Annotated in this window: 18 protein-coding genes; 9 read left to right on the top strand and 9 right to left on the bottom strand. The window is 67.4% G+C overall.

What is annotated here, in order from left to right:
* Positions 1–44: 44 nt before the first annotated feature.
* Together AC1DKD_RS07800 and mutS are read right to left on the bottom strand one after the other, a co-directional pair.
* The gene (locus AC1DKD_RS07800) at positions 45–1022 is read right to left on the bottom strand and encodes a hypothetical protein (RefSeq protein ID WP_477143165.1); all 978 of its coding nucleotides are present in this window, start codon (positions 1020–1022) and stop codon (positions 45–47) included.
* 113 nt (positions 1023–1135) lie between these two features.
* The gene (gene mutS, locus AC1DKD_RS07795) at positions 1136–3829 is read right to left on the bottom strand and encodes a DNA mismatch repair protein MutS (RefSeq protein WP_441630071.1); all 2694 of its coding nucleotides are present in this window, start codon (positions 3827–3829) and stop codon (positions 1136–1138) included.
* A 347-nt stretch (positions 3830–4176) separates the two neighbouring features.
* Here mutS and AC1DKD_RS07790 point away from each other — a divergent pair, with 347 nt between their 5' ends.
* Positions 4177–4602: a universal stress protein gene (locus AC1DKD_RS07790; protein ID WP_477111061.1), complete on the top strand. Its 426-nt coding sequence runs from the start codon at positions 4177–4179 to the stop codon at positions 4600–4602.
* A gap of 9 nt (positions 4603–4611) precedes the next feature.
* Here the strand turns inward: AC1DKD_RS07790 and AC1DKD_RS07785 are convergent, their stop codons facing one another.
* Together AC1DKD_RS07785 and pdxR are read right to left on the bottom strand one after the other, a co-directional pair.
* Positions 4612–4776, bottom strand: a complete 165-nt coding sequence (locus AC1DKD_RS07785; RefSeq protein ID WP_441630089.1) for a hypothetical protein — start codon at positions 4774–4776, stop codon at positions 4612–4614.
* 324 nt (positions 4777–5100) lie between these two features.
* Positions 5101–6576, bottom strand: coding sequence for a MocR-like pyridoxine biosynthesis transcription factor PdxR (gene pdxR / locus AC1DKD_RS07780; protein ID WP_477143164.1), 1476 nt, complete (start codon positions 6574–6576; stop codon positions 5101–5103).
* Positions 6577–6719: 143 nt separating this feature from the next.
* Between pdxR and AC1DKD_RS07775 the strand changes: the two genes are divergently transcribed.
* Positions 6720–7379 (top strand): pyridoxamine 5'-phosphate oxidase family protein, encoded by a 660-nt coding sequence (locus AC1DKD_RS07775; protein ID WP_441630075.1) that lies wholly within the window; start codon positions 6720–6722, stop codon positions 7377–7379.
* Between the two features lie 186 nt (positions 7380–7565).
* Here the strand turns inward: AC1DKD_RS07775 and AC1DKD_RS07770 are convergent, their stop codons facing one another.
* Positions 7566–8384, bottom strand: coding sequence for an inositol monophosphatase family protein (locus AC1DKD_RS07770; protein ID WP_477143160.1), 819 nt, complete (start codon positions 8382–8384; stop codon positions 7566–7568).
* A 137-nt stretch (positions 8385–8521) separates the two neighbouring features.
* Here AC1DKD_RS07770 and AC1DKD_RS07765 point away from each other — a divergent pair, with 137 nt between their 5' ends.
* From AC1DKD_RS07765 to cysE, 3 genes are all read left to right on the top strand, one after another.
* The gene (locus tag AC1DKD_RS07765) at positions 8522–9493 is read left to right on the top strand and encodes an RNA methyltransferase (RefSeq protein ID WP_441630078.1); all 972 of its coding nucleotides are present in this window, start codon (positions 8522–8524) and stop codon (positions 9491–9493) included.
* A gap of 4 nt (positions 9494–9497) precedes the next feature.
* Positions 9498–10619, top strand: a complete 1122-nt coding sequence (locus AC1DKD_RS07760; RefSeq protein WP_477143159.1) for a PrpF domain-containing protein — start codon at positions 9498–9500, stop codon at positions 10617–10619.
* 218 nt (positions 10620–10837) lie between these two features.
* Positions 10838–11581: a serine O-acetyltransferase gene (cysE, locus tag AC1DKD_RS07755; protein WP_045238026.1), complete on the top strand. Its 744-nt coding sequence runs from the start codon at positions 10838–10840 to the stop codon at positions 11579–11581.
* A 37-nt stretch (positions 11582–11618) separates the two neighbouring features.
* On the opposite strand, the gene AC1DKD_RS07750 is transcribed toward cysE, so the two are convergent.
* The 4 genes from AC1DKD_RS07750 to AC1DKD_RS07735 form a co-directional block, all read right to left on the bottom strand.
* Positions 11619–12410: a UDP-2,3-diacylglucosamine diphosphatase gene (locus AC1DKD_RS07750; protein WP_477111059.1), complete on the bottom strand. Its 792-nt coding sequence runs from the start codon at positions 12408–12410 to the stop codon at positions 11619–11621.
* Between the two features lie 89 nt (positions 12411–12499).
* Positions 12500–13000, bottom strand: coding sequence for a peptidylprolyl isomerase (locus AC1DKD_RS07745; RefSeq protein WP_428177898.1), 501 nt, complete (start codon positions 12998–13000; stop codon positions 12500–12502).
* A 28-nt stretch (positions 13001–13028) separates the two neighbouring features.
* On the bottom strand, positions 13029–13613 hold the full coding sequence (locus tag AC1DKD_RS07740; protein ID WP_045238023.1) for a peptidylprolyl isomerase: 585 nt from the start codon (positions 13611–13613) through the stop codon (positions 13029–13031).
* A gap of 70 nt (positions 13614–13683) precedes the next feature.
* On the bottom strand, positions 13684–14382 hold the full coding sequence (locus tag AC1DKD_RS07735) for a tetratricopeptide repeat protein (RefSeq protein WP_441636820.1): 699 nt from the start codon (positions 14380–14382) through the stop codon (positions 13684–13686).
* A gap of 460 nt (positions 14383–14842) precedes the next feature.
* On the opposite strand from AC1DKD_RS07735, the gene cysS reads away from it, so the two are divergent.
* The 4 genes from cysS (at position 14843) to tilS (ending at position 19650) form a co-directional block, all read left to right on the top strand.
* A complete protein-coding gene (gene cysS / locus AC1DKD_RS07730; protein ID WP_477102780.1) occupies positions 14843–16231 on the top strand; it encodes a cysteine--tRNA ligase in 1389 nt (462 codons plus the stop codon).
* Positions 16228–17154, top strand: coding sequence for a DNA-3-methyladenine glycosylase family protein (locus tag AC1DKD_RS07725; protein ID WP_441636824.1), 927 nt, complete (start codon positions 16228–16230; stop codon positions 17152–17154). Before cysS ends, AC1DKD_RS07725 begins: the two co-directional genes overlap by 4 nt.
* Before the next feature lie 125 nt (positions 17155–17279).
* Entirely contained in the window at positions 17280–18251 is a 972-nt protein-coding gene (locus tag AC1DKD_RS07720; RefSeq protein WP_183030977.1) for an acetyl-CoA carboxylase carboxyltransferase subunit alpha, read from the top strand.
* Positions 18217–19650 carry a tRNA lysidine(34) synthetase TilS gene (gene tilS, locus AC1DKD_RS07715; protein ID WP_477143158.1) on the top strand — a complete coding sequence of 478 codons (1434 nt, stop codon included), beginning with the start codon at positions 18217–18219 and terminating at the stop codon, positions 19648–19650. Before AC1DKD_RS07720 ends, tilS begins: the two co-directional genes overlap by 35 nt.
* Positions 19651–19689: the final 39 nt, after the last annotated feature.

The raw sequence follows: 19689 nt of genomic DNA, 5'->3' as shown, positions 1-19689 counted from the left end.
TTGGGCTCGCGGCATTGGATTTACCCGATGCGCCCGATGCGTCTTTACTCCGCTTCGGGGCCATCCTTGAGCGTGACTTCGAACAGAGACGGCGAACCAGGGGTGATCGCCAGTTCGGCGTACTGGCCGGGAGCGCCGCTGGGCAGGACCACGCGAGAGACGTTACGCAGTGTCTTGCCGCCGGCATCCTTGAGCGGCCTGTCGATGCCGAAGCCGCCGGCGCCGGTGTGCACCAGCAGGACCTGGCCCCGATAGCGGCCGGCCAGCTCCCGCAACTGCCGCTTGAACTCCAGGAAGCCGTCGCGCGCGCGGCGGCGCAGGAAGCCATCGAACAAGGAAGGGTTGCCGCGCTGTTCCCAGCCGTTGCCGAACTGCGGGTCGGCATGCGCCAGCACCACGATGCCGGGCAGGTTGCGCTGCTGCGCCAGCGAAAAAGCGCGCGCCAGCCACTGGCGGTTGGCCTCGCGGCGATCCTCGAACTCGCCGTTGCGACCGCCTTCCGAGCGGTAGTGATTATTGTCGCCAGGCAGGTTCAGGCCCACCAGCATCACATTGCCGGCGCTCCAGCGCACGTTTTCCCGATAGCTGCGGAAGGTGGCCTGGTCGGATTGCCGCGTCAGCGGCAGGACGCGCTGGCCAAGCGTGGTATCCGCCGGGTAGAACAGCTCACGCAGCCGGTTCAGCCGCTCCACGGCATCGAAGCGGCCGTTCGCGGCGCGTTGGCATTCCGCCCAGTCGGTTTCGCCGGGCAGGTAGACGAGCGGCAGGGGCGACTGGTCGAGCAAGCGCTGGCGAACGGTGAGCAAGGCATCGCCGCAGGATTCGGTGTCGCCCTTGATCCCGCCCAGATGGACGACGAAATCGAGACGGCGCGCGGCCACGAAATCAAGCAGGCGGGTGGTGCCCGTCTCGGCAGCCGGCCACTGCGGCTGATCGGCAATCAAGGCGAYGCGCACCATCTCGGCAGCCGGGCCGCGGGCGCGGTCAGCCAGCGCCTGGCTAGGCAGTGCCTGCAGCGCCATCAATATGCCCAGCGTGGCAATCCGCGCCGGGCCGCCAGGCGGCCGCGCATACGCAGCGGTTGGCCCGGATGTCCCCGATCGTTGCATGCGCTCGCGCACGAGCCGGATTGGCATCATGCGGTGGCTACTGCGCCCCTGGCGAGCGCCTGCAAGCGATAGAGCGCGTCGAGCGCGTCACGCGGGGTCAGGCTGTCCGGGTCCAGCTCGGCGACCGCGTCGAGCAGCGCAGCCTGCTGCGGCGAGATGGCGCTGGCCGGCGGCCCGCTGTCCCGCTCCGTGTAGTCGTCGTCATCGTCGTCCAGCGGCGACGGTGGTGCGGCAAACAGGTCGAGCTGGGGCGTGGGCGTGGCATCCGCCGATTGCTGCTCCAGCCACGCCAGATGCTTGCGCGCCGCGCGGATCACCGGCTGCGGCACACCTGCCAGCTGTGCGACCTGCAGGCCGTAGCTCTGGCTGGCAGGGCCATCCTGCACGGCGTGCAGGAACACGATGCCATCGCCATGCTCGACCGCCGACAAATGGACGTTGGCCGCCTGCGTGAATTCCTGCGGCAGTTGCGTCAGCTCGAAGTAATGCGTGGCGAACAGCGTATGGCTGCGGTTGTGCGCCAGCAGGTGGCGCGCGATCGCCCACGCCAGCGCGAGGCCGTCGAAGGTCGAAGTGCCGCGCCCGATCTCGTCCATCAGCACCAGGCTGGCCGGTGTGGCGTTGTGCAGGATGCCGGCGGCTTCGGTCATTTCCACCATGAAGGTGGAGCGCCCGCCCGCCAGGTCGTCGGCGGCGCCGATGCGCGTGAAGATGCGGTCGATCGGACCGATCACCGCGCGCCGTGCCGGCACGTAGGCGCCCACGCAGGCCAGCAGCACGATCAGCGCGGTCTGGCGCATGAAGGTCGACTTGCCGCCCATGTTCGGGCCGGTGATCAGCAGTAGTTTGCGCGCTTCGGTCAACTGGCAGTCGTTGGCGATGAACGGCACGGATTCCGCGGCGAGCTGGCCCTCCACCACCGGATGCCGGCCTTGCACGATGTCGATCACGTTTTCCTCGACGCGCTCGGGCTGGGTCCAGTCCAGCGTCTGCGCGCGCTCCGCCAGGGCGGCCAGCACGTCGAGCCGGGCCAGCGCGCCCGCCACGCGTTGCAACTCGCCGATATGAGGCAGCAACTGTTGCAGCAGCGCATCGTAGAGCAGCTTCTCCCGTGCCAGCGCGCGGTCCTGCGCCGACAGCGCCTTGTCTTCGAAGGCCTTGAGCTCGGGCGTGATGTAGCGCTCGGCGTTCTTCAGCGTCTGGCGGCGGCGATAGTCGTCGGGGACCTTGTCGGCCTGGCCGTTGGTCACTTCGATGTAGAAGCCATGCACGCGGTTGTACTCCACGCGCAGGTTGGCGATGCCGGTGCGGGTGCGCTCGCGCGCTTCCAGTTCCACCAGGAACTGGCCGCAGTTCTCGGAGATATCGCGCAGCTCGTCCAGCGTCGCATCGTAGCCGCGGGCGATCACGCCGCCATCGCGGATGACGGTGGCCGGTTCCGGCGCCACCGCGCTGACCAGCAGCGCATGGCATTCCCAGGGCACAGCCAGTTCGCTCACCGTCTGGTTCAGCAACGGCGCGGCATCGTCAGCGCGCAGGCAGGCCTGTACGTCGGGCAGCGCGGTCAGCGTATCGCGCAGCGAGGACAAATCGCGCGGACGCGCATTCATCAGGGCAAGGCGTGCGGTGATCCGTTCCACGTCGGACAGCCGGCGCAGCGCCGCGCGCAGCGCATCGGTGCCCTGGCCGAGCATGGCGCCGATAGCCTGCTGGCGTGCTTGCGGAATCGTGCTGTCGCGCAGCGGATGGTGCAGCCAGTGGCGCAGCAGGCGGCTGCCCATGGCGGTGGCGCAGGTGTCCAGCAGCGAGAACAGCGTCGGCGACTCGCCGCCGCGCAGCGTTTCGGTCAACTCCAGGTTACGCCGGGTGGCGGTGTCCAGTCCGACGAACTCCGACTCGCGCTCCACCGTCACGCCCTTCACGTGGCGCAGCGATTGCCCCTGGGTGGATGCGGCATAGTTGAGCAGCGCGCCAGCCGCGCCGAGCGCGGCGCCCAGCCCGGCGCAGCCGAACGGATCGAGGCTGGCCACGGCGAGTTGCTCGCGCAGGCGGCGGGTGCCGGCTTCCTGGTCGAAATGCCATTCGGGCAGCCGGGTCCGCGCGCAGGCCAGGGCCGGCAATTCCATGCCGTCGGCAAACAGCAGTTCGGCCGGGCGAATCCGCTCCAGCTCGCGGCCCAGTTGCGACACCTCGCACTCCATCAGGCGCAGCTCGCCGCTGGCGAGGTTGAGCCAGGCCAGGCCGGTCTTGCTGACGCCGCGGCGCGTGGTTTGCTGATGCACCGCCATCAGGTAGGTATCGGCCTTGTCCGGCAGGAGCGCCGCGTCGGTCAGCGTGCCCGGCGTGACGATGCGCACCACCTTGCGCTCCACCGGCCCCTTGCTGGTGGCCGGGTCGCCGATCTGTTCGCAGATCGCCACCGATTCGCCCAGCTTGACCAGCCGCGCGAGGTACTGGTCCACCGAATGGAAGGGGATGCCCGCCATGCGGATCGGCACGCCGTTGGATGAGCCGCGTGATGTCAGCGTGATATCGAGCAGGCGCGAGGCCTTCTCGGCATCGTCGTGGAAGAGCTCGTAGAAGTCGCCCATCCGGTAGAACAGCAAGGTGTCCGGATGGTCGGCTTTCAGGCCAAGGTACTGCGCCATCATGGGCGTGTGCTTTTCCGCGGCACCGGCCTTCGGCTCGGTCTTGGCGGACTGTCGGGGTTCTACGGACATGCAATCCTCTCGGGCGGCTTTGGCGAAACCGCCTGTTTTCGGGTACTCCGGCGGCCTGCGGCCCTGGCGCGGCGTGCGCGGCAGGCGCCGTGGATGGGGCAGGCGCGGATAAAACGGGCATTTTACTGCGAGCCGGGCGCGGAAGGGGCAGGAAGAGGCGAGAAGGGACCGGGATGGGGGCGGGGAGGCATCGCCGGGCAGTCGGAGGCAGTCCAAGGGTCTTTACAAAAAAAATACACCATCGCCAGTCTCTTTACAGAATATTTGCGCCGTCCGGCCTTATATGGATTCCAGATAGCAGGCCTGGACGACAGGCGAAACAATTGAGACAAGGGAAGGTGTTCGACATGCTGAGAGTTCTGGTGCCCGTCAACGGCTCTGCGCACGCGCTGGATGCGGTGCGCCATGCTGCCTTCATGTTCCGGGACCGCTGCGTGTCCGAGGTGGTCCTGCTCAATGTCCAGCCGCCGCTGGAATCCGGCCGGGCGTCGGCCTTTCACTCGCTGGCCGCCTTGCGTAAGCTCGAAGAAGCAAGTGGTGAGGCGGCGCTACGCGATGCACGGAGCATTCTGGACGATGCCGGGGCCAGGTATGTCGCGCAGATCAAGGTGGGCGATGTGGCGCAGACCATCGCGCAGGTTGCGGCGGCGAACGACTGCGATGCCATCGTGATGGGCACCGCCGGGCGCACGGCGGTGGGCGCGCTGCTGGCGGGGAGGCTGACCAACAAGCTGTTGCGCATGTCGTGCGTGCCGGTGACGCTGGTCAGGTAGAGCGCGCCGTCACGCCACATTCATCGGCAGCAGCACCATTTGCTTTCCTTGTTGGTGTAGCCGCGCCTGCAGTTCGCCGGGTAGCGGGATGATCTCGCCCGCCGTGAAGGCCAGCCAAGTCACCATGTAGAACCTTGTCCACTTGCCGTTCGGCACTCGCGGCTCGGCCAGCAAGCCAGGAAGGCCTCCTCGGGCCCATGGCACGAGGACGAAAGCTCGTCGGCGCCCAGAGCCCAATCCATGCCAGCAGCGGCACCACGGCAATGGCATGGCGGGTTCCCGGTGCGAGTGGATCGAGCGGCTTGTCAGCCAGGCGCCTCCACCATTTCGACCATGCCGCCATGTTCGCCACCCGGGTCGCTATTGCGGCGCAGCGCACGGAGCGCGGCGTCGGTGCTTGCATACTCGCCTGCCAGCACGCGGAACTTGGAAGTCCCGTGGGAGTGATGCAGGCGGCAAGCAGGCCGACTCCCAAGAGTGGTCTTCGACGCCGCGCTTTTACGATCCCTGCCGCGGCCGCAGTGCGTCGATTACCTGCGCCAGCCGCGCGATCAGCCCGTCGATGGCGCCGGGAGGCACGCCGGCGTAGCCGAACACGAAGCCGTTGTACTGCGCCAGCGGCGTGCCGGGCAAGCGGTAGGTGCTAAGCGGCCGCACGATCAGTCCTTGCTCGCGCGCCGCGCGGCTGACCACGGTGTCGGCAAGAGGCAGTTCCAGGCGTGCCGACAGGTGCATGCCGCCGGCGCTGGCCGAGACCGTCACGCTGCCGCGCAGGTGCCGATCCAGTGCCGCTTCCAGGGCATCGCGGCGTTGCCCGTAGCGCTGGCGCATGCGGCGCAGGTGACGGGCGAACTGGCCACTGTCGATGAAATCAGCCAGTGCAATCTGCTCGGCCACATGRCCGCGCCGGGCGATTTCCCCCAGCGTGCCGGCGATGGATGCGGCCAGGTAGCGCGGCACCACCATGAAGCCCAGGCGCAGGGCCGGGAACATTGTCTTGCTGAACGTGCCCAGGTAGATAACGGGCGCGTCTTCGCTGAGCCCCTGCACCGCCGAGAGCGGCACGCCGCCGCGGCGGAACTCGCTGTCGTAGTCGTCCTCCACGATCCAGGCGCCGGCGGCGCGGGCGTCTTCGATCAGCCTGAGGCGGCGTTCCAGGCTGAGGATGGAGCCCAGCGGGTACTGGTGCGACGGCGTGATGTAGATCAGCCGCGGCGGCGCGTCGTGCCACTGTTCGGGCCGGGGCGCCAGCCCGTCCGCGTCGACGGCCACGGGTTCCAGCCGGAGGCCGGCGGACTGGAAGGCGGCCCGCGCGCCGCCGTAGCCGGGGTTCTCGATCCAGGCGGTGTCGCCGGGGTCGGCCAGCATGCGCGCGCACAGGTCAAGGCTGGTCTGGGTGACGTCGGTGATGAAGACCTGGTCCATCTCGCAGCGCACCCCGCGTGATACCTTCAGGTATTCGGCGATGGCATGGCGCAGTGCGGGCTGCCCTTCGATCCTGCCATAGCCAAGGTGTTGGGGCGCGAGCTGGCGCCACGCGCGCTCGACGCAGCGCCGCCACGCCGCCAGCGGAAACGCTTCGAGGTCCGGCACGCCGGGCACGAACGGCAGCAGGTCGTGCATGCGATCGCCATCGCGCCGCAGGCCTCGCACGCGGCGCGATAGTTCGGCGACGCGTTTGACCGCCCCCGCGCCATGGCCGGCTCTTACCAGACCTACGCGCGCGACCGTAGTGCCATGCCGTGTCGATACCACGAAGCCCTCCGCGGCGAGGCTCTCGTAGGCGTAGATCACAGAGTTGCGCGCCATCCCGAGTTCCGCCGCCAGCGTGCGCGTGGCGATCAGCTGGCTGCCCTGCGCAATCCTGCCGTCGAGGATGGCGCCGCGCAGGCATTCGTACAGCAGCCGTTGCTGGGTGAGCTTGCGCCCGTCGAGCTGGCGCGTGAAGGTAGAGACCAGCAAGCCGTAGTCCATGGTGTCGTTGCAAAAAGCCGTGGTTCTAAAAATGAGACTGCTCATGGGTCTACCCATGGTGCCACGAAAACCCTATCTTGGCTGCAACGCCGGACGCGGCATGTCGCCGCCAGGCAAAACCCACCATAGCCCAGGGAGCCACCATGAACCAGAAACCGATGCCGCCGAGCGAACGTACCCGCGTGCGGCGCGTTGCCGATCGCGGCCGCTACGATCGCGCCATCCTTCATGCGATCCTCGATGACGCCTATCTTTGTCACGTGGCTTTCGCGGACGATCGGGGCACCCATTGCATTCCCACCGCGTGCTGGCGCGAAGCGGAGCACCTCTACATCCATGGCTCGAATGGCAGCCGCATGCTGAAGCTGGCGGCCACGGGCAGCCAGGTCTGCGTGTGCGTGACCCATCTGGATGGGCTGGTGATGGCGCGCTCGGCATTTCATCACTCGATGAACTATCGCTCGGCGGTGATCTACGGCAGCTTCGAAGTGGTTGACGGCGCCGCCAAGGCAGCGGCCATGGACGCCTTCCTGGAGCGCATCGCGCCGGGCCGCTCGGCGCAGGCCAGGCCGGGTGACGTCAATGAGCTGGCGGCGACCACGGTGTTGCGGATCGGTCTGGACGAGGCGGCAGCCAAGATTCGCAGCGGAGGTCCCAAGGATGACGAGTCAGATCTTGCGCTGCCAGTGTGGGCCGGCGTGTTGCCGATGGCTTTGCAGGGGTTGCAGCCGGTGCCGGACGGCGTGCAGGGGAGTCTGCCGGAGTATGTGGCGCGTTGGGGAGATCTCACTGCAACTGCCTGACGTCGAAGGCAGTTTCATCCTCTGCGGGGGGGGGGAGGGGCGACCTGCCTTCTTGTCTTGCCAGGAAGGGAAGCGAAGAAGGCGCCCCGCGCGGCCAAGCACACCCTCACCGCTCGCTTCGCATCGCGTGAAGGGGCCCGCCGGCGGGCAGCCCATGGATGTGGGGCGCTTTGTTGCGTTGTGCTTTTACCGGGCCGGCTTGGCGTTGTCCACGGAGAACGGGGACAGCAGGCGCACCATCTGTGCGAAGGCCTTGGGGTTGCCGGCCAGGACTTCGCCTTGTTCGAGCTGGCGCGCTTCGCCCGAATAGTTGCCTACCAGGCCGCCCGCTTCGGTCACCAGCAGCATGCCGGCGGCCATGTCCCAGGGATGCAGGCCTTGTTCGAAGAAGCCATCGGTGCGGCCGCAGGCCACGTAGGCGAGATCGAGCGCGGCCGAGYCCGGGCGGCGCAAGCCGGCGCAGCTCTGCGTCATCAGCGCGAACAGTTCCATGTACTGGTCCAGGCCTTCCATGTCGCGGTAGGGGAAGCCGGTGCCGATCAGGCAGTCGGCCAGCTTGTCGCGGCGCGATACGCGGATGCGGCGGTTGTTCAGGAACGCGCCCGCGCCTTTGCTGGCGGTGAAGAGTTCGTCACGCGAAGGGTCGTAGATCACCGCTTGCGCCGGCACGCCCTTGTGCAGCTGGGCGATGGAAACCGCGTACTGGGGGAAGCCGTGGATAAAGTTGGTGGTGCCGTCGAGCGGGTCGATCATCCAGACGTATTCGCTGGTGGGTTCGCCCTCGCCCCAGGACGGGCCGGACTCTTCCGCTAGAATGGCGTGATCCGGGTAGGCCGTGCGGATGATCTCGATGATCGCGGCCTCGGCGGCGCGGTCGACTTCGGTGACGAAATCGTTGTGCTGCTTGCGGGAGACCTGAACCCGGTCGACGTCCATCGACGCGCGGTTGATGACGGAACCTGCCTTGCGGGCCGCCTTGACGGCGATATTTAGCATCGGATGCATGAATCTCTCCAGGCCGGCCAAGGGTGCGCGCCTGGCGCAAAAGGCCGGCGCGCCGCCCCCCGGGGCGGCTGACAACACAACGGATTGTAGAAGAACGGGCGCGTCGCCATCGCATAAAAACGGGCGGCGCACCGAAGATGAAGCCTGAATTGTATATGAACCCGCAGAACCAGACGAGCGCGGCCGCCAACGGCGCCCCCGCCGCAGCCGCCGATCCCCAGACCGGCCCGGCCCCTATTCCGCCCCCGGGTGCTTCTCCCGGCACCGGCCCGGATGCGGCCGGCGGCGTCCCCGCCGCGTTTGCCGCGGTGCGCTTCGTGCTGGTGGAAACCAGTCATCCGGGCAATGTCGGTGCGGTTGCGCGGGCCATGAAGACCATGGGCTTTGGCGCCGCGCCGGGCAGCCTGGTGCTGGTTTCGCCACGCGAGCCGGCGGTGCGCGAGCACCCGGATGCCATTGCCATGGCCAGTGGCGCCGACGATGTGCTGGCCGGCGCGGTGATCGTAGAGAGCATCGAGGTCGCGCTGGCCGGCACCGCTTACGCGGTGGCGCTCACCGCCCGCCAGCGCGAGTTCGGGCCGCCGCGGCTGCTCCCGCGCGACGCGGTGGCGCAGGCCGGTGCCCGTATCGCCGCCCAGCATGCCGCCGCCCCGGCCGCCGCCGGCGCCCACATTGCCTTCGTGTTCGGCAATGAGCGCTTCGGCCTGCCCAACGAAGTGGTGGATCGCTGCTCGGCGGTGACCCATATTCCCGCCAATCCGGCCTATACCTCGCTCAATCTGGCCCAGGCCGTGCAACTGGTGGCCTACGAGATGCGGCTGGCGCTGCTGGAGGTGAGGGCTACGCCGCTCGCCGAGATCGGCTATGCTGGCGAACCGGCCACGGCCGAGCAGATCGAGGCCATGTTCGGCCATCTGCAGGCCGGCCTGGAAGCGATTGGTTTTCTCGATCCGGCCAGCCCCAAGAAGCTGATGCCGCGCTTGCGCCGGCTGCTCGCGCGCACCGGGCTGGAGCGAGAGGAAGTCAATATCCTGCGGGGCATTGCCAAGCACATGCTGATGGCCACGCAAGGCGCCGGCGCACGGGCGCCAGTGAAACAGGAGAAGTAAGCAAGTGGCGGAGATTCCGGCCTACTACATGCGCGGCGGCACCAGCAAAGGCGTGTTCTTGCTGGCAGACGACCTGCCGACCGACCCGGCCGAGCGCGATGCCGTGCTGCTGCGCGTGATCGGCTCGCCCGACCCGTATGGCACGCATGCCGACGGCATGGGCGGCGCCACTTGCAGCACCAGCAAGGTTGCGCTGCTGCGTCCCTCGCAGCGCCCGGACTGCGACGTCGATTGCCTGTTCGGCGCGGTGGCCATCGGCGAGCGGCGGATCGACTGGTCCGGCCATGGCGGAGACCTGTCGGCGGCGGTGGGCCCGTTCGCGATCTGGCGGGGCTTTGTCCCGGCGCGCGACAGCATCACCACGGTCCGCATCTGGCAGCAGGGCATTGGCCAGGTGTTCCACGCCCACGTGCCTTGCCGCAATGGCCATCCGTTCGAGGACGGTGATTTCCGCGAAGACGGGGTGCCGTTTCCCGCAGCCGAAATCGTGCTCGATTACCTTGAGCCGGCCACCGCGCAGTTGCCGTTGTGTCCCACCGGCAACGTGGTGGACACGCTCGATGTGCCAGGCATGGGCCGCATCGAGGCGACGCTGGTGACGGCCGGCACTCCCACCGTGTTCGTGCGCGCTGCCGACCTGGGACTGGATGRCACAGAACGGCCCGAACGGATCGACTCGGACACCGGGCTGCTGACCGGGCTCGAGGCTATCCGCGCGAAGGGCGCGGTGGCCATGGGACTGGCGCCGGATGCGCAAACCGCCACGCGCGAGCGTCCCGCCACGCCCAGGATCGCATGGGTGGCACCGCCCGCAGGCTATCGCGCCAGCACCGGGGCTTCGCTGGCCGCGGCCCATATCGATGTGTTGCGCCGCAGCGCCGACCCTGCCTTTACCGGGGCCGACGCGATCGCGCTGGCGGCGGCTGCCAACCTGCCGGACTCGGTGGTGCATCGGGCCGCCGTGCGCAGCGGCAGCCAGACCCGCATCGGCCATGCGTCGGGCGTCCTTGCCGTGGGCGCCGTCACGGCAAGGCGCGATGGGGCCTGGGTGATGGAGCGCGCCGTGATGAGCCACAGCGCTCGCCGCCTGATGACTGGCCTGGTCCACGTGCCCGAGCGATGTTGATGGCGGCCGCCGTCCACCTCCACGCACCGCGGCCGATACCGCGGTACGGCAAAGGCGGACCGCGTCATCGCAATCCATGTCCATGGCGGCAGCAGGGTAGCAAATCTCTTACACTCCCTGATCCCGTTCCCACCGGCCAATGACCATGCCGGCGACGCGCGTCAGTCCTGCTGACCCAGGACGCGCGGCGCACGGCGTGGCAACACGACACGACCAAGATGTTCTCTCGTCTGAAGGAAGATATCGACGCCATCATGCGGCGCGATCCCGCCGCGCGCAGCCGTCTGGAGGTGCTGACCTGCTACCCCGGCTTTCATGCCGTGATGTTTCACCGCTTCGCCCATGCTTGCTGGAACGCGGGGTTTCACTGGCTCGGCCGGTGGATTTCCCACTGGGCCCGTTTTTTCACCGGGATCGAGATACACCCCGGCGCCAAGGTAGGGCGCCGCGTGTTCATCGATCACGGCATGGGCGTGGTGGTAGGCGAGACCGCCGAGATCGGCGACGACTGCACCATTTACCAGGGCGTGACCCTGGGCGGCACATCGCTCTACAAGGGCGTGAAGCGCCATCCCACGCTGGGCGCCAATGTGGTGGTGAGTGCCGGCGCCAAGGTGCTTGGCGGTTACACCATCGGCGACGGCGCGCGCATCGGCTCCAATGCCGTGGTGCTCAAGCCGGTGCCGCCGGGCGCCACCGCGGTTGGYATCCCGGCGCGCATCATCCTGCCGGATGCACCCACCGGGCAGCAGGGTGCCAAGCAGGAGTTCTCCGCTTACGGCATCACGCCGAACGCGGACGATCCGGTGTCGCTGGCGCTCAAGAGCCTGATCGACAATGCGGCCCAGCAGCACGAGCGCCTCGAGACGGTGATGGCTGCGCTGGACCGGCTCGGCGAGCACCTTGAGAACACGCCGAACGACCGCTTCGACGCGAGTGAGTTGCGCAAGCTGATGAAGTAGGGAGGCCGGGGCCGCCTGGGGGACGCCGGCCCCGGCGTCAGTCCACTTGCGGCAGTACGTGGAAGCCGTCCGCGTCGAGTTGCAGCACGGCGGCGCGTGGCCGCTTGCCGTCGAGGTCCCAGTCGGTCAACACCCAGCGCACGCCCTCCGGACTTTCATGGCGGGCGGGGCGGTGCGTGTGGCCATGCACCAGAACCGGTGCATGGCTGTCGCGCAACAGCGCCGCCACGGCTTGCGGCGTGGTGTCGCCGTAGTCGGGCGGGGCATCGCGGCGCGCCTGGTCGGCGCGGCCCGCCTCGCTATCGGCGCGCAGCCGCCGCGCCACGCGCAGGCGCAGCGTCAGCGGCAGCGACAGGAATGCGCGCTGGACCCACCGTTTGCGGGTCCAGCGGCGGAATTTCATGTAGCGTTCATCGTCGGTGCACAGCATGTCGCCGTGGCTGAGCACCACGCGCTGGCCGGCGCATTCGATCACGGTCGGATCGGGCAGCAAGGCGGCGCCGGCGGCGCGCGCAAAGCGCTGTCCCAGCAGGAAGTCGCGGTTGCCATGCATCAGGTACACCTGGACGCCTCGGCTGGCGAGCTGGCGAAGCATGGCGGCCACTTGCGCCGCAAAGGGGCTGTCGGCTTCCTCGTCGCCTACCCAGAATTCGAAGAAATCACCCAGGATAAACAGCGCGCGCGAGCCTTGCGCCGCGCGTTCGAGCACGCGCTCGAAGGACGCCAGCGTGCGCGGCATCTCCGCCGTGAGATGCAGGTCGGAAATGAACCACGCCGGCGCTGGCACCGCAAGGGCGCCGGCAGCCGGCGTGGATTGGGTCACAGTCATGCGCTTGGAGAGAGAGTCTGGCCTGACTTCGTGCCGCGACCCCGCCAAGGCGCGCGGTAGAGCGTGTCCTGGCGGGGGGGGGCAGTGACTTATTCGACCACCACGGCCTTTTCGATGATCACGTCTTCGAGCGGCACGTCCTGGTGGAAGCCGGCGCTGCCGGTGCGCACGCCCTTGATCGTCTCGACCACGTCGGTACCGTCGATCACCTTGCCGAACACGGCGTAGCCGAAGCCCTGCGGGGTCGGCGAGGTGAAGTTGAGGAAGTCATTGTCGACCGCGTTGATGAAGAACTGCGCGGTGGCCGAATGCGGTGCGTTGGTACGCGCCATGGCAACCGTGTAGCGATCGTTCTTGAGGCCGTTGCCGGCTTCGTTCTCGATCGGGGCATCGGTGGCCTTTTGCTTCATGCCGGGTTCGAAACCGCCGCCCTGGATCATGAAGTTCTTGATCACACGGTGGAAGATGGTGTTGTCGTAGTGGCCCTTGCGCACATAGGACAGGAAGTTTTCAACCGACTTGGGCGCCTTTTCGGCGTCGAGTTCGATGGTGATGACACCTTGGCTGGTGTGGAGTTCTACCTTGGACATTTGCTTTCCTTTGTACGGTGGTACGGTGTTATTTGACGACAGAGGCCGACTCGATCACGATCGGCGTGGCCGGGACATTACGCATCGGGCCATACGAGGTGGTGGGCGTGTTCTTCATCTTTTCGACGGTATCCATGCCTTCCACCACCTTGCCGAACACAGCGTAGCCGTTACCGTCCGGCTGCGGATAGTCGAGACTGGAATTATCCACCACATTGATGAAGAACTGGGCGGTGGCCGAGTTGGGATCGCTGGTGCGTGCCATGGCGACCGTGCCAGCCTTGTTCTTCAACCCGTTCTGGGCCTCCAGCGGAATCGGCGCGCGCGTGGGCTTCTGCTTCATGTCGCGGTCGAAGCCACCGCCTTGCACCATGAAACCGTTGATGACGCGATGGAAGATGGTGCCGCTATAGAAGCCGCTCTTGACGTATTCCATGAAGTTCGCGACCGTCTTGGGCGCGGCGTCCGGATAGACCTCCAGCGTGAACTTGCCGGCGCTGGTGACGAATTGCACCCGCTCGGCTTTCTGCTGCTGTGCCTGCGAGGCCAGGGGCGAGAGCGCCAGGGCACCGGCGACCATGCCGGCAAGGACGAGGCGACGCGAAAAGATCATGCTTGACTCCGTGGATCTGGAAAACGATAAGACCGGGGCCTGGCTGCGGCCCCGCCTGCCGGGCAAGGCATTACCGGGCGGGTGCGGCCGCCGGCTCGCTGGCCGCGGCGCTTGCCTTGCGCGTGGTGCCCGCGGGAGGCTGGATGGCCGCCGCGGGTTGCGATAGCTTGAGGCCCGAGGCCGCAGCCGCGTCCTTGGGATTGCGGCGGAGTGCTTCCCGGTAGGCATTCTCGGCCAGGCGGCGGTAGACATCGCCCAGATTGGTGTAGCCCACCGCGAAATCGGGTTTGGCATCGAGAGCGAGCAGCAGTTCCGCCTCGGCGCGCTTGAGATCCCCGCGCTTGGCGTACAGCAGGGCCAGGTTGTTGTGCGGCTCGGGCAGTTCCGGGAAATCCTGTGCCATGGAAGACAACGCCGCGATGGCCTCGTCCTCGCGTCCGGCCTGGGCCAGGGCCCAGGCACGCTCGAAGCGCGCCTGCGCATTGCGCGGGTTGGTGGCCAGCACGCGGTCGAAGCGATCGATGGCCTCGCCATATTTCTTCTGCGCCGCCGCCTTCTCCGCCTCGGCCATGCCCGGATCGGCAGAGCGCACGCCGCCGGGCGGGACGGCCGGCACGGCAAGCGATACGGGCCCGGCCTGCGCGCGCACGGGGCCCGCCATGACAAGCATGCCTGCCAGGCTGGCCGCCAGGGTTAACGAGGCGGCCGCAATGCGCCGGCGCAGGGGCGGGGATGAAGCGGTTGCTATGGTGGGCAGGAACAGGCTCATGTATGGCGGTCCGTTATACTCCGCGGCATTCTAGCAAAAGCCCGGCCATGCCGGCCCGGGTATCGGGGCGTTCCCTTTGCCACGCGGGCTTGCCGTGGTGCGCCGCAAGGCGGGCGCGGGGCCACCCTGGTCGGTCGCTTCCGGTAAGATATGGGTCGCGCCTGGTTTTGCGCAGGCGCAAGTTGCCGGTCTCGCGAAGGCGCGACAATGGCGCATCTGGTGTCTTGCAAGTGCTGTCCCGCCGTATCGTTGCAGTGTTGTCCCGCTGTGCCGTTGTCCCTCTCGTCCCGCATCGTTGCGCGAGGATTGCCCGCAGTCGGTTATGGGCAACTTCGGGGCAACGCGGGGGCAGCCCCGGGGGCAGGGCAGCAGAATGCGGGCGRCCGGTTCAGTTCCAGCCAGTGCCAGTTTGTGCCCGGTCATGCCGCCGGCAGGATTCCTCATCCTTTCACCTCGTTTCATGCATCCTCTGAATATCTACAACACGCTCGCGCGTGAAAAACAGCCTTTCGTGCCAATCGAACCCGGCCGTGTACGCATGTATGTCTGCGGCATGACGGTGTACGACTATTGTCACGTTGGCCATGCGCGCGTGATGGTGGTATTCGACATGGTGCAGCGCTGGCTGCGCACGGCCGGCTACCAGGTGACCTACGTGCAGAACATCACCGACATCGATGACAAGATCATTCGCCGCGCCGCGGAGAATGGCGAGACCATTGGCGCGCTGACCGACCGCTTCATCCGCTACATGCACGAGGATGCCGACGCGCTCGGCATCCAGCGCCCGGACCATGAGCCGCGCGCGACCGACTACGTGCCGCAGATGCTCGATATCATCGGCAAGCTGGAGGCCCGCGGCCTGGCTTATCAGGCCAGCGATGGCGATGTGAACTATGCGGTGCGCAAATTCCCCAATTACGGGCGCCTGTCGGGCAAATCGCTGGAAGACCTGCGCGCCGGCGAGCGCGTGGCCACCAACGAAGCCAAGCACGATCCGCTCGACTTTGTGCTGTGGAAGCCCGCGAAGGAAAGCGAGCCCGCCGAAAGCAAGTGGGACTCGAAATGGGGCGCCGGCCGTCCGGGCTGGCACATCGAATGCTCGGCGATGAGTTGCGCGCTGCTGGGCGAGCATTTCGATATCCACGGCGGCGGCGCCGACCTGCAGTTCCCGCACCACGAGAACGAGATCGCGCAGTCCGAAGGGGCCAGCGGCAAGACCTTCGTCAACTTGTGGATGCACAACGGCTTCGTGCGAATCAATGACGAGAAGATGTCGAAATCGCTCGGCAACTTCTTCACCATCCGCGACGTACTCAAGGAGTACGACGCCGAGGTGGTGCGCTTCTTCATCTTGCGCGCGCATTACCGCAGCCCGCTGCACTACAGCAATGACCACCTGGAGGACGCTCGTCATTCCCTGACGCGCCTTTACACGGCACTCAAGGACGTGCAGCCCGATGACCAGCCCCTGGACTGGGAAGAGGCGCATGCGCGGCGTTTTATCGACGCGATGGGCGACGACTTCAACACGCCGATCGCCATGGCCGTGCTGTTCGACCTCGCCGGTGAAGTCAACCGCACCGGCTCGCGGGCGATGGCGCGCCAGCTCAAGGGCCTGGGTGCCACGCTGGGCTTGCTGGAGCGCGGCGCGCACGCGTTCCTGCAAGGCGGCAAGACAGCCGATGGCCTGCAGCCGGAGCAGATCGAAACCCTGATCGGTGCGCGCAAGCAAGCCAAGGCGGAGCGCAACTTCGCCGAAGCCGACCGCATCCGTGCCGAACTGCTGGCCGGCGGCGTGATCCTTGAAGACAAGCCGGGCGGTGCCACCGAGTGGAGGCGCGCTTGAACGCTGCCGTGCGCAAGACGGCGACGCCTGCGGCGCCGTCCAAGACTGCTGCGGCCAGCAAGGCCAGGCCTGCGGCGAAGCCGCCGGTGCCGCTCAAGTCGCCCAAGGCAAGCACGGTGGCGAAGGCCGCCAAGCCGCTGAAGAGCGGTGTCAAGGTGGCCAGCAAGGCCCCGGTCAAATCGTCCGGGCCGGTGGTCCGGGCGGACGGCAAGGCGGTGCTGAAGACCGCGGCACGCACGCCCAGGGCGCCCGTGCTGCCGGAAGCCGCGGCAATCCCACTGCCGGTCGAGACGGTGGTGGGCGCGGTGCGTCCCGCCTACTGGGACGAGGCCTGCGCCGACCTGATGAAGCGCGACCGCATCCTGCGCAAGATGATCCCCACCTACGGTCCGGCGCACCTGATCTCGCGCGGCGATCCCTTTATCACGCTGGCCCGCTCCGTCGTTGGGCAGCAGATCTCGGTGAAGGCCGCGCAAACGGTGTGGGAGCGTCTGGCGGCACTCTGTCCCAAGCTCACGCCGGCACAGATGCTAAAGGCCGGGCACGACAACCTGGCCGCTTGCGGCCTGTCGCGCCGCAAGGCTGAGTACATCGTCGACCTTGCCGAGCATTTCAAGGCGGGACGCGTGCATGTCGACAGCTGGACGGAGATGGACGACGAAGCCGTCATCGCCGAATTGACGCAGATCCGCGGCATCGGCCGCTGGACCGCCGAAATGTTCCTGATGTTCAACCTGATGCGGCCCAATGTACTGCCGCTTGACGACGTCGGCCTGATCAACGCCATTTCGGCGAACTATTTCAGCGGTGAACCCGTTACCCGCAGCGAAGCGCGCGAGGTGGCGGCCAATTGGGAGCCGTGGCGAACCGTCGCCACCTGGTACATGTGGCGCAGTCTTGACCCTCTGCCGGTGACGTATTAGCCTGACAGGCAGCAGAAAGACAGCAGAATTTGCATGGAAGTGCGCGAGGCTGCATCCGCAGACTTGCGGTTTAGTGGGTGAATTCCGGTAGAATGCGCCCCTTCACAGACAGGTACGCGAGTCTCATGAAAACCACCTTCCTGGATTTTGAGCAGCCAATTGCCGAACTCGAGGCAAAGATCGAAGAACTGCGGTTTGTGCAGGACGATTCGGCTGTCGATATCTCCGAAGAGATTTCGCGGCTGGCCGGCAAGAGCCAGCAGCTTACCAAGGACATYTACGCCAACCTGACCCCRTGGCAGGTKGCRCAGATCGCCCGSCATCCGCARCGTCCGTACACGCTGGACTAYGTGCGGGAGATCTTCACCGACTTCCACGAACTGCACGGCGACCGCAGCTTTGCCGACGATCTCTCCATCGTGGGCGGCCTGGCCCGCTTCAACGGGCAGGCGTGCATGGTGATCGGTCACCAGAAGGGGCGCGACACCAAAGAGCGCGCGATGCGCAACTTTGGCATGCCCAAGCCCGAGGGCTACCGCAAGGCCAAGCGCCTGATGGAGTTGGCCGACAAGTTCGGCCTGCCGATCTTCACCTTCGTTGACACGCCGGGTGCATTCCCCGGCATCGACGCGGAAGAGCGTGGCCAGTCCGAAGCCATCGGTCACAATCTCTACGTGATGGCCGGCCTCAAGGTGCCCCTGATCGCCACCATCATCGGCGAAGGCGGCTCCGGCGGCGCGCTGGCGATTGCCGTGGGTGACGTGGTGCAGATGCTGCAGTTTGCCACCTACGCCGTGATCTCGCCGGAAGGCTGCGCTTCCATCCTGTGGAAGACCGCCGAGAAGGCACCCGAAGCTGCCGAAGCCCTCGGCCTGACCGCGCACCGCCTCAAGGCGCTTAGCCTGATCGACAAGATCGTCAGCGAGCCGCTGGGCGGCGCGCACCGCGACGTCAAGGGCATGGCCGCCATGCTCAAGCGTTCGCTGGCGGATTCGCTGCGCCAGTTCCAGGGCATGAGCGTGAAGGAGTTGCAGGCGCGTCGCAACGAGCGTCTGCTGTCCTATGGCAAGTTCAAGGAAACCGGCGCACCGGGCTGACCCGTCCGCCGGCTTGACCGACAAGGTCGCACAGGCACTTCAGGCCGGTGCGGCCTTTGTTGTTTCTGGCCATGGCGCACGGGCAGGCACGGTGGCGGTGGCGCTCTCCGGCGGACGCGATTCGGTAGCGCYGCTGCACGCGTTGCGTGCGGCGGTGGCGTCGTCGTCGCTGCCGCTGCGCGTGGTGGGGCTGCATGTGCACCACGGGCTGCAGGCGCAGGCCGACGAGTGGGACGTTTTCTGCGCGTCGCTGTGCCGCGACTGGCAACTGCCGTTCTACAGCCGCCGCGTCGCGGTGAGCCAGCAGCACGGCGAAGGGCTCGAGGCGGCCGCGCGCCGCGCGCGCTACGCAGCGCTGGAGGCCATGTGCGATGAGGCCGGGGCGGAACTGCTGCTGTTCGCGCATCACCTGGATGACCAGGTCGAGACCGTGTTGTTGCGCCTGTTTCGCGGCAGCGGGCTGGCCGGGCTGGGCGGCATGCCGCGCCTGCGCCGGCTCGGGCCGCGGCAGCAGATTGTGCTGCTGCGGCCCTGGCTTGACGTGGCGCGTGACGACATCGATGCCTACTGTGCCGCCCATGCGCTCGCATGGATCGACGATCCCTCCAACGACGACCCCCGTTTCGCCCGCAACGCGCTGAGAGGGCAGATGCCCGCGCTGGTCGCGGCGTTTCCCGCCTTGCGCGCCAACGTGGCACAGGCCGCCGCCCACCTGGCGCAGGCCGGCGAATTGCTGGATGGGCTCGCCATGCAGCTGATGGCCGGGCTGGTGCGCCCGCCGCGCGATGCCGGCACCATCGCGGAACTCGATCTCGCGGGCCTGCGCGCGCTTTCGTCCGCGCAGGCCGACACTGTGCTGCGCCTGTGGTTGCGCGACCTCGGCACGCAGGCCCCTTCCACCGCGCGCTTGTCCGCCATGCGCGCGCAATTGATCGAGCACGAAGGCGGGGAGCCAGCCATCCATCACGAGGCGCTGGTGCTGCATCGTTTCCAGGGGCGCGTGCTGGCCCGGAACGCCGGGCCAGCGATCGCTTCGGGCGATCTCGCGCTAGCCTGGCAGGGCGAGGCAAGCCTGGCGGTGCCGGCCTGGCATGGCGAACTGCGCTTTACGCGCGACGACACCTATGGCTTGCCCGAAGCCGCGTTGCGGCAGCCCCTGCGGCTCGCGGCACGGCAGGGCGGCGAACGCATCGTGCTGCGCCCGGGCGGCCCGGCGCGCGCACTCAAGCAGGCCTATCAGGAGGCCGGCGTGCCGATGGCGCGGCGCGCGCGGCTCCCCCTGCTGTGGGCGGGTGGTCAACTCGTGTTCGCGGCCGGGCTGGGCATGCACCGGCGCTGGCCGGCTGCACCCGCATCGCCACGCTGGCGCATCGAATGGGTGGAGTGGACGAGGGCGTAACCGCGCCCTGAACAGGCGGTGCAAGCGGACGCCAGATCG

The organism is Cupriavidus sp. 05T313 (genome assembly GCF_056396665.1).
This window is presented reverse-complemented; position numbering and strand designations above follow the sequence as displayed.

Excerpts from the sequence above, each read along its gene's own strand:
- AC1DKD_RS07750 (WP_477111059.1), bottom strand. The coding sequence starts at position 12,410 with ATGACTGTGACCCAATCCACGCCGGCTGCCGGCGCCCTTGCGGTGCCA.
- AC1DKD_RS07775 (WP_441630075.1), top strand. The coding sequence starts at position 6,720 with ATGAACCAGAAACCGATGCCGCCGAGCGAACGTACCCGCGTGCGGCGC.
- AC1DKD_RS07740 (WP_045238023.1), bottom strand. The coding sequence starts at position 13,613 with ATGATCTTTTCGCGTCGCCTCGTCCTTGCCGGCATGGTCGCCGGTGCC.
- AC1DKD_RS07735 (WP_441636820.1), bottom strand. The coding sequence starts at position 14,382 with ATGAGCCTGTTCCTGCCCACCATAGCAACCGCTTCATCCCCGCCCCTG.
- AC1DKD_RS07765 (WP_441630078.1), top strand. The coding sequence starts at position 8,522 with ATGAAGCCTGAATTGTATATGAACCCGCAGAACCAGACGAGCGCGGCC.
- mutS (WP_441630071.1), bottom strand. The coding sequence starts at position 3,829 with ATGTCCGTAGAACCCCGACAGTCCGCCAAGACCGAGCCGAAGGCCGGT.
- AC1DKD_RS07745 (WP_428177898.1), bottom strand. The coding sequence starts at position 13,000 with ATGTCCAAGGTAGAACTCCACACCAGCCAAGGTGTCATCACCATCGAA.
- cysS (WP_477102780.1), top strand. The coding sequence starts at position 14,843 with ATGCATCCTCTGAATATCTACAACACGCTCGCGCGTGAAAAACAGCCT.
- AC1DKD_RS07790 (WP_477111061.1), top strand. The coding sequence starts at position 4,177 with ATGCTGAGAGTTCTGGTGCCCGTCAACGGCTCTGCGCACGCGCTGGAT.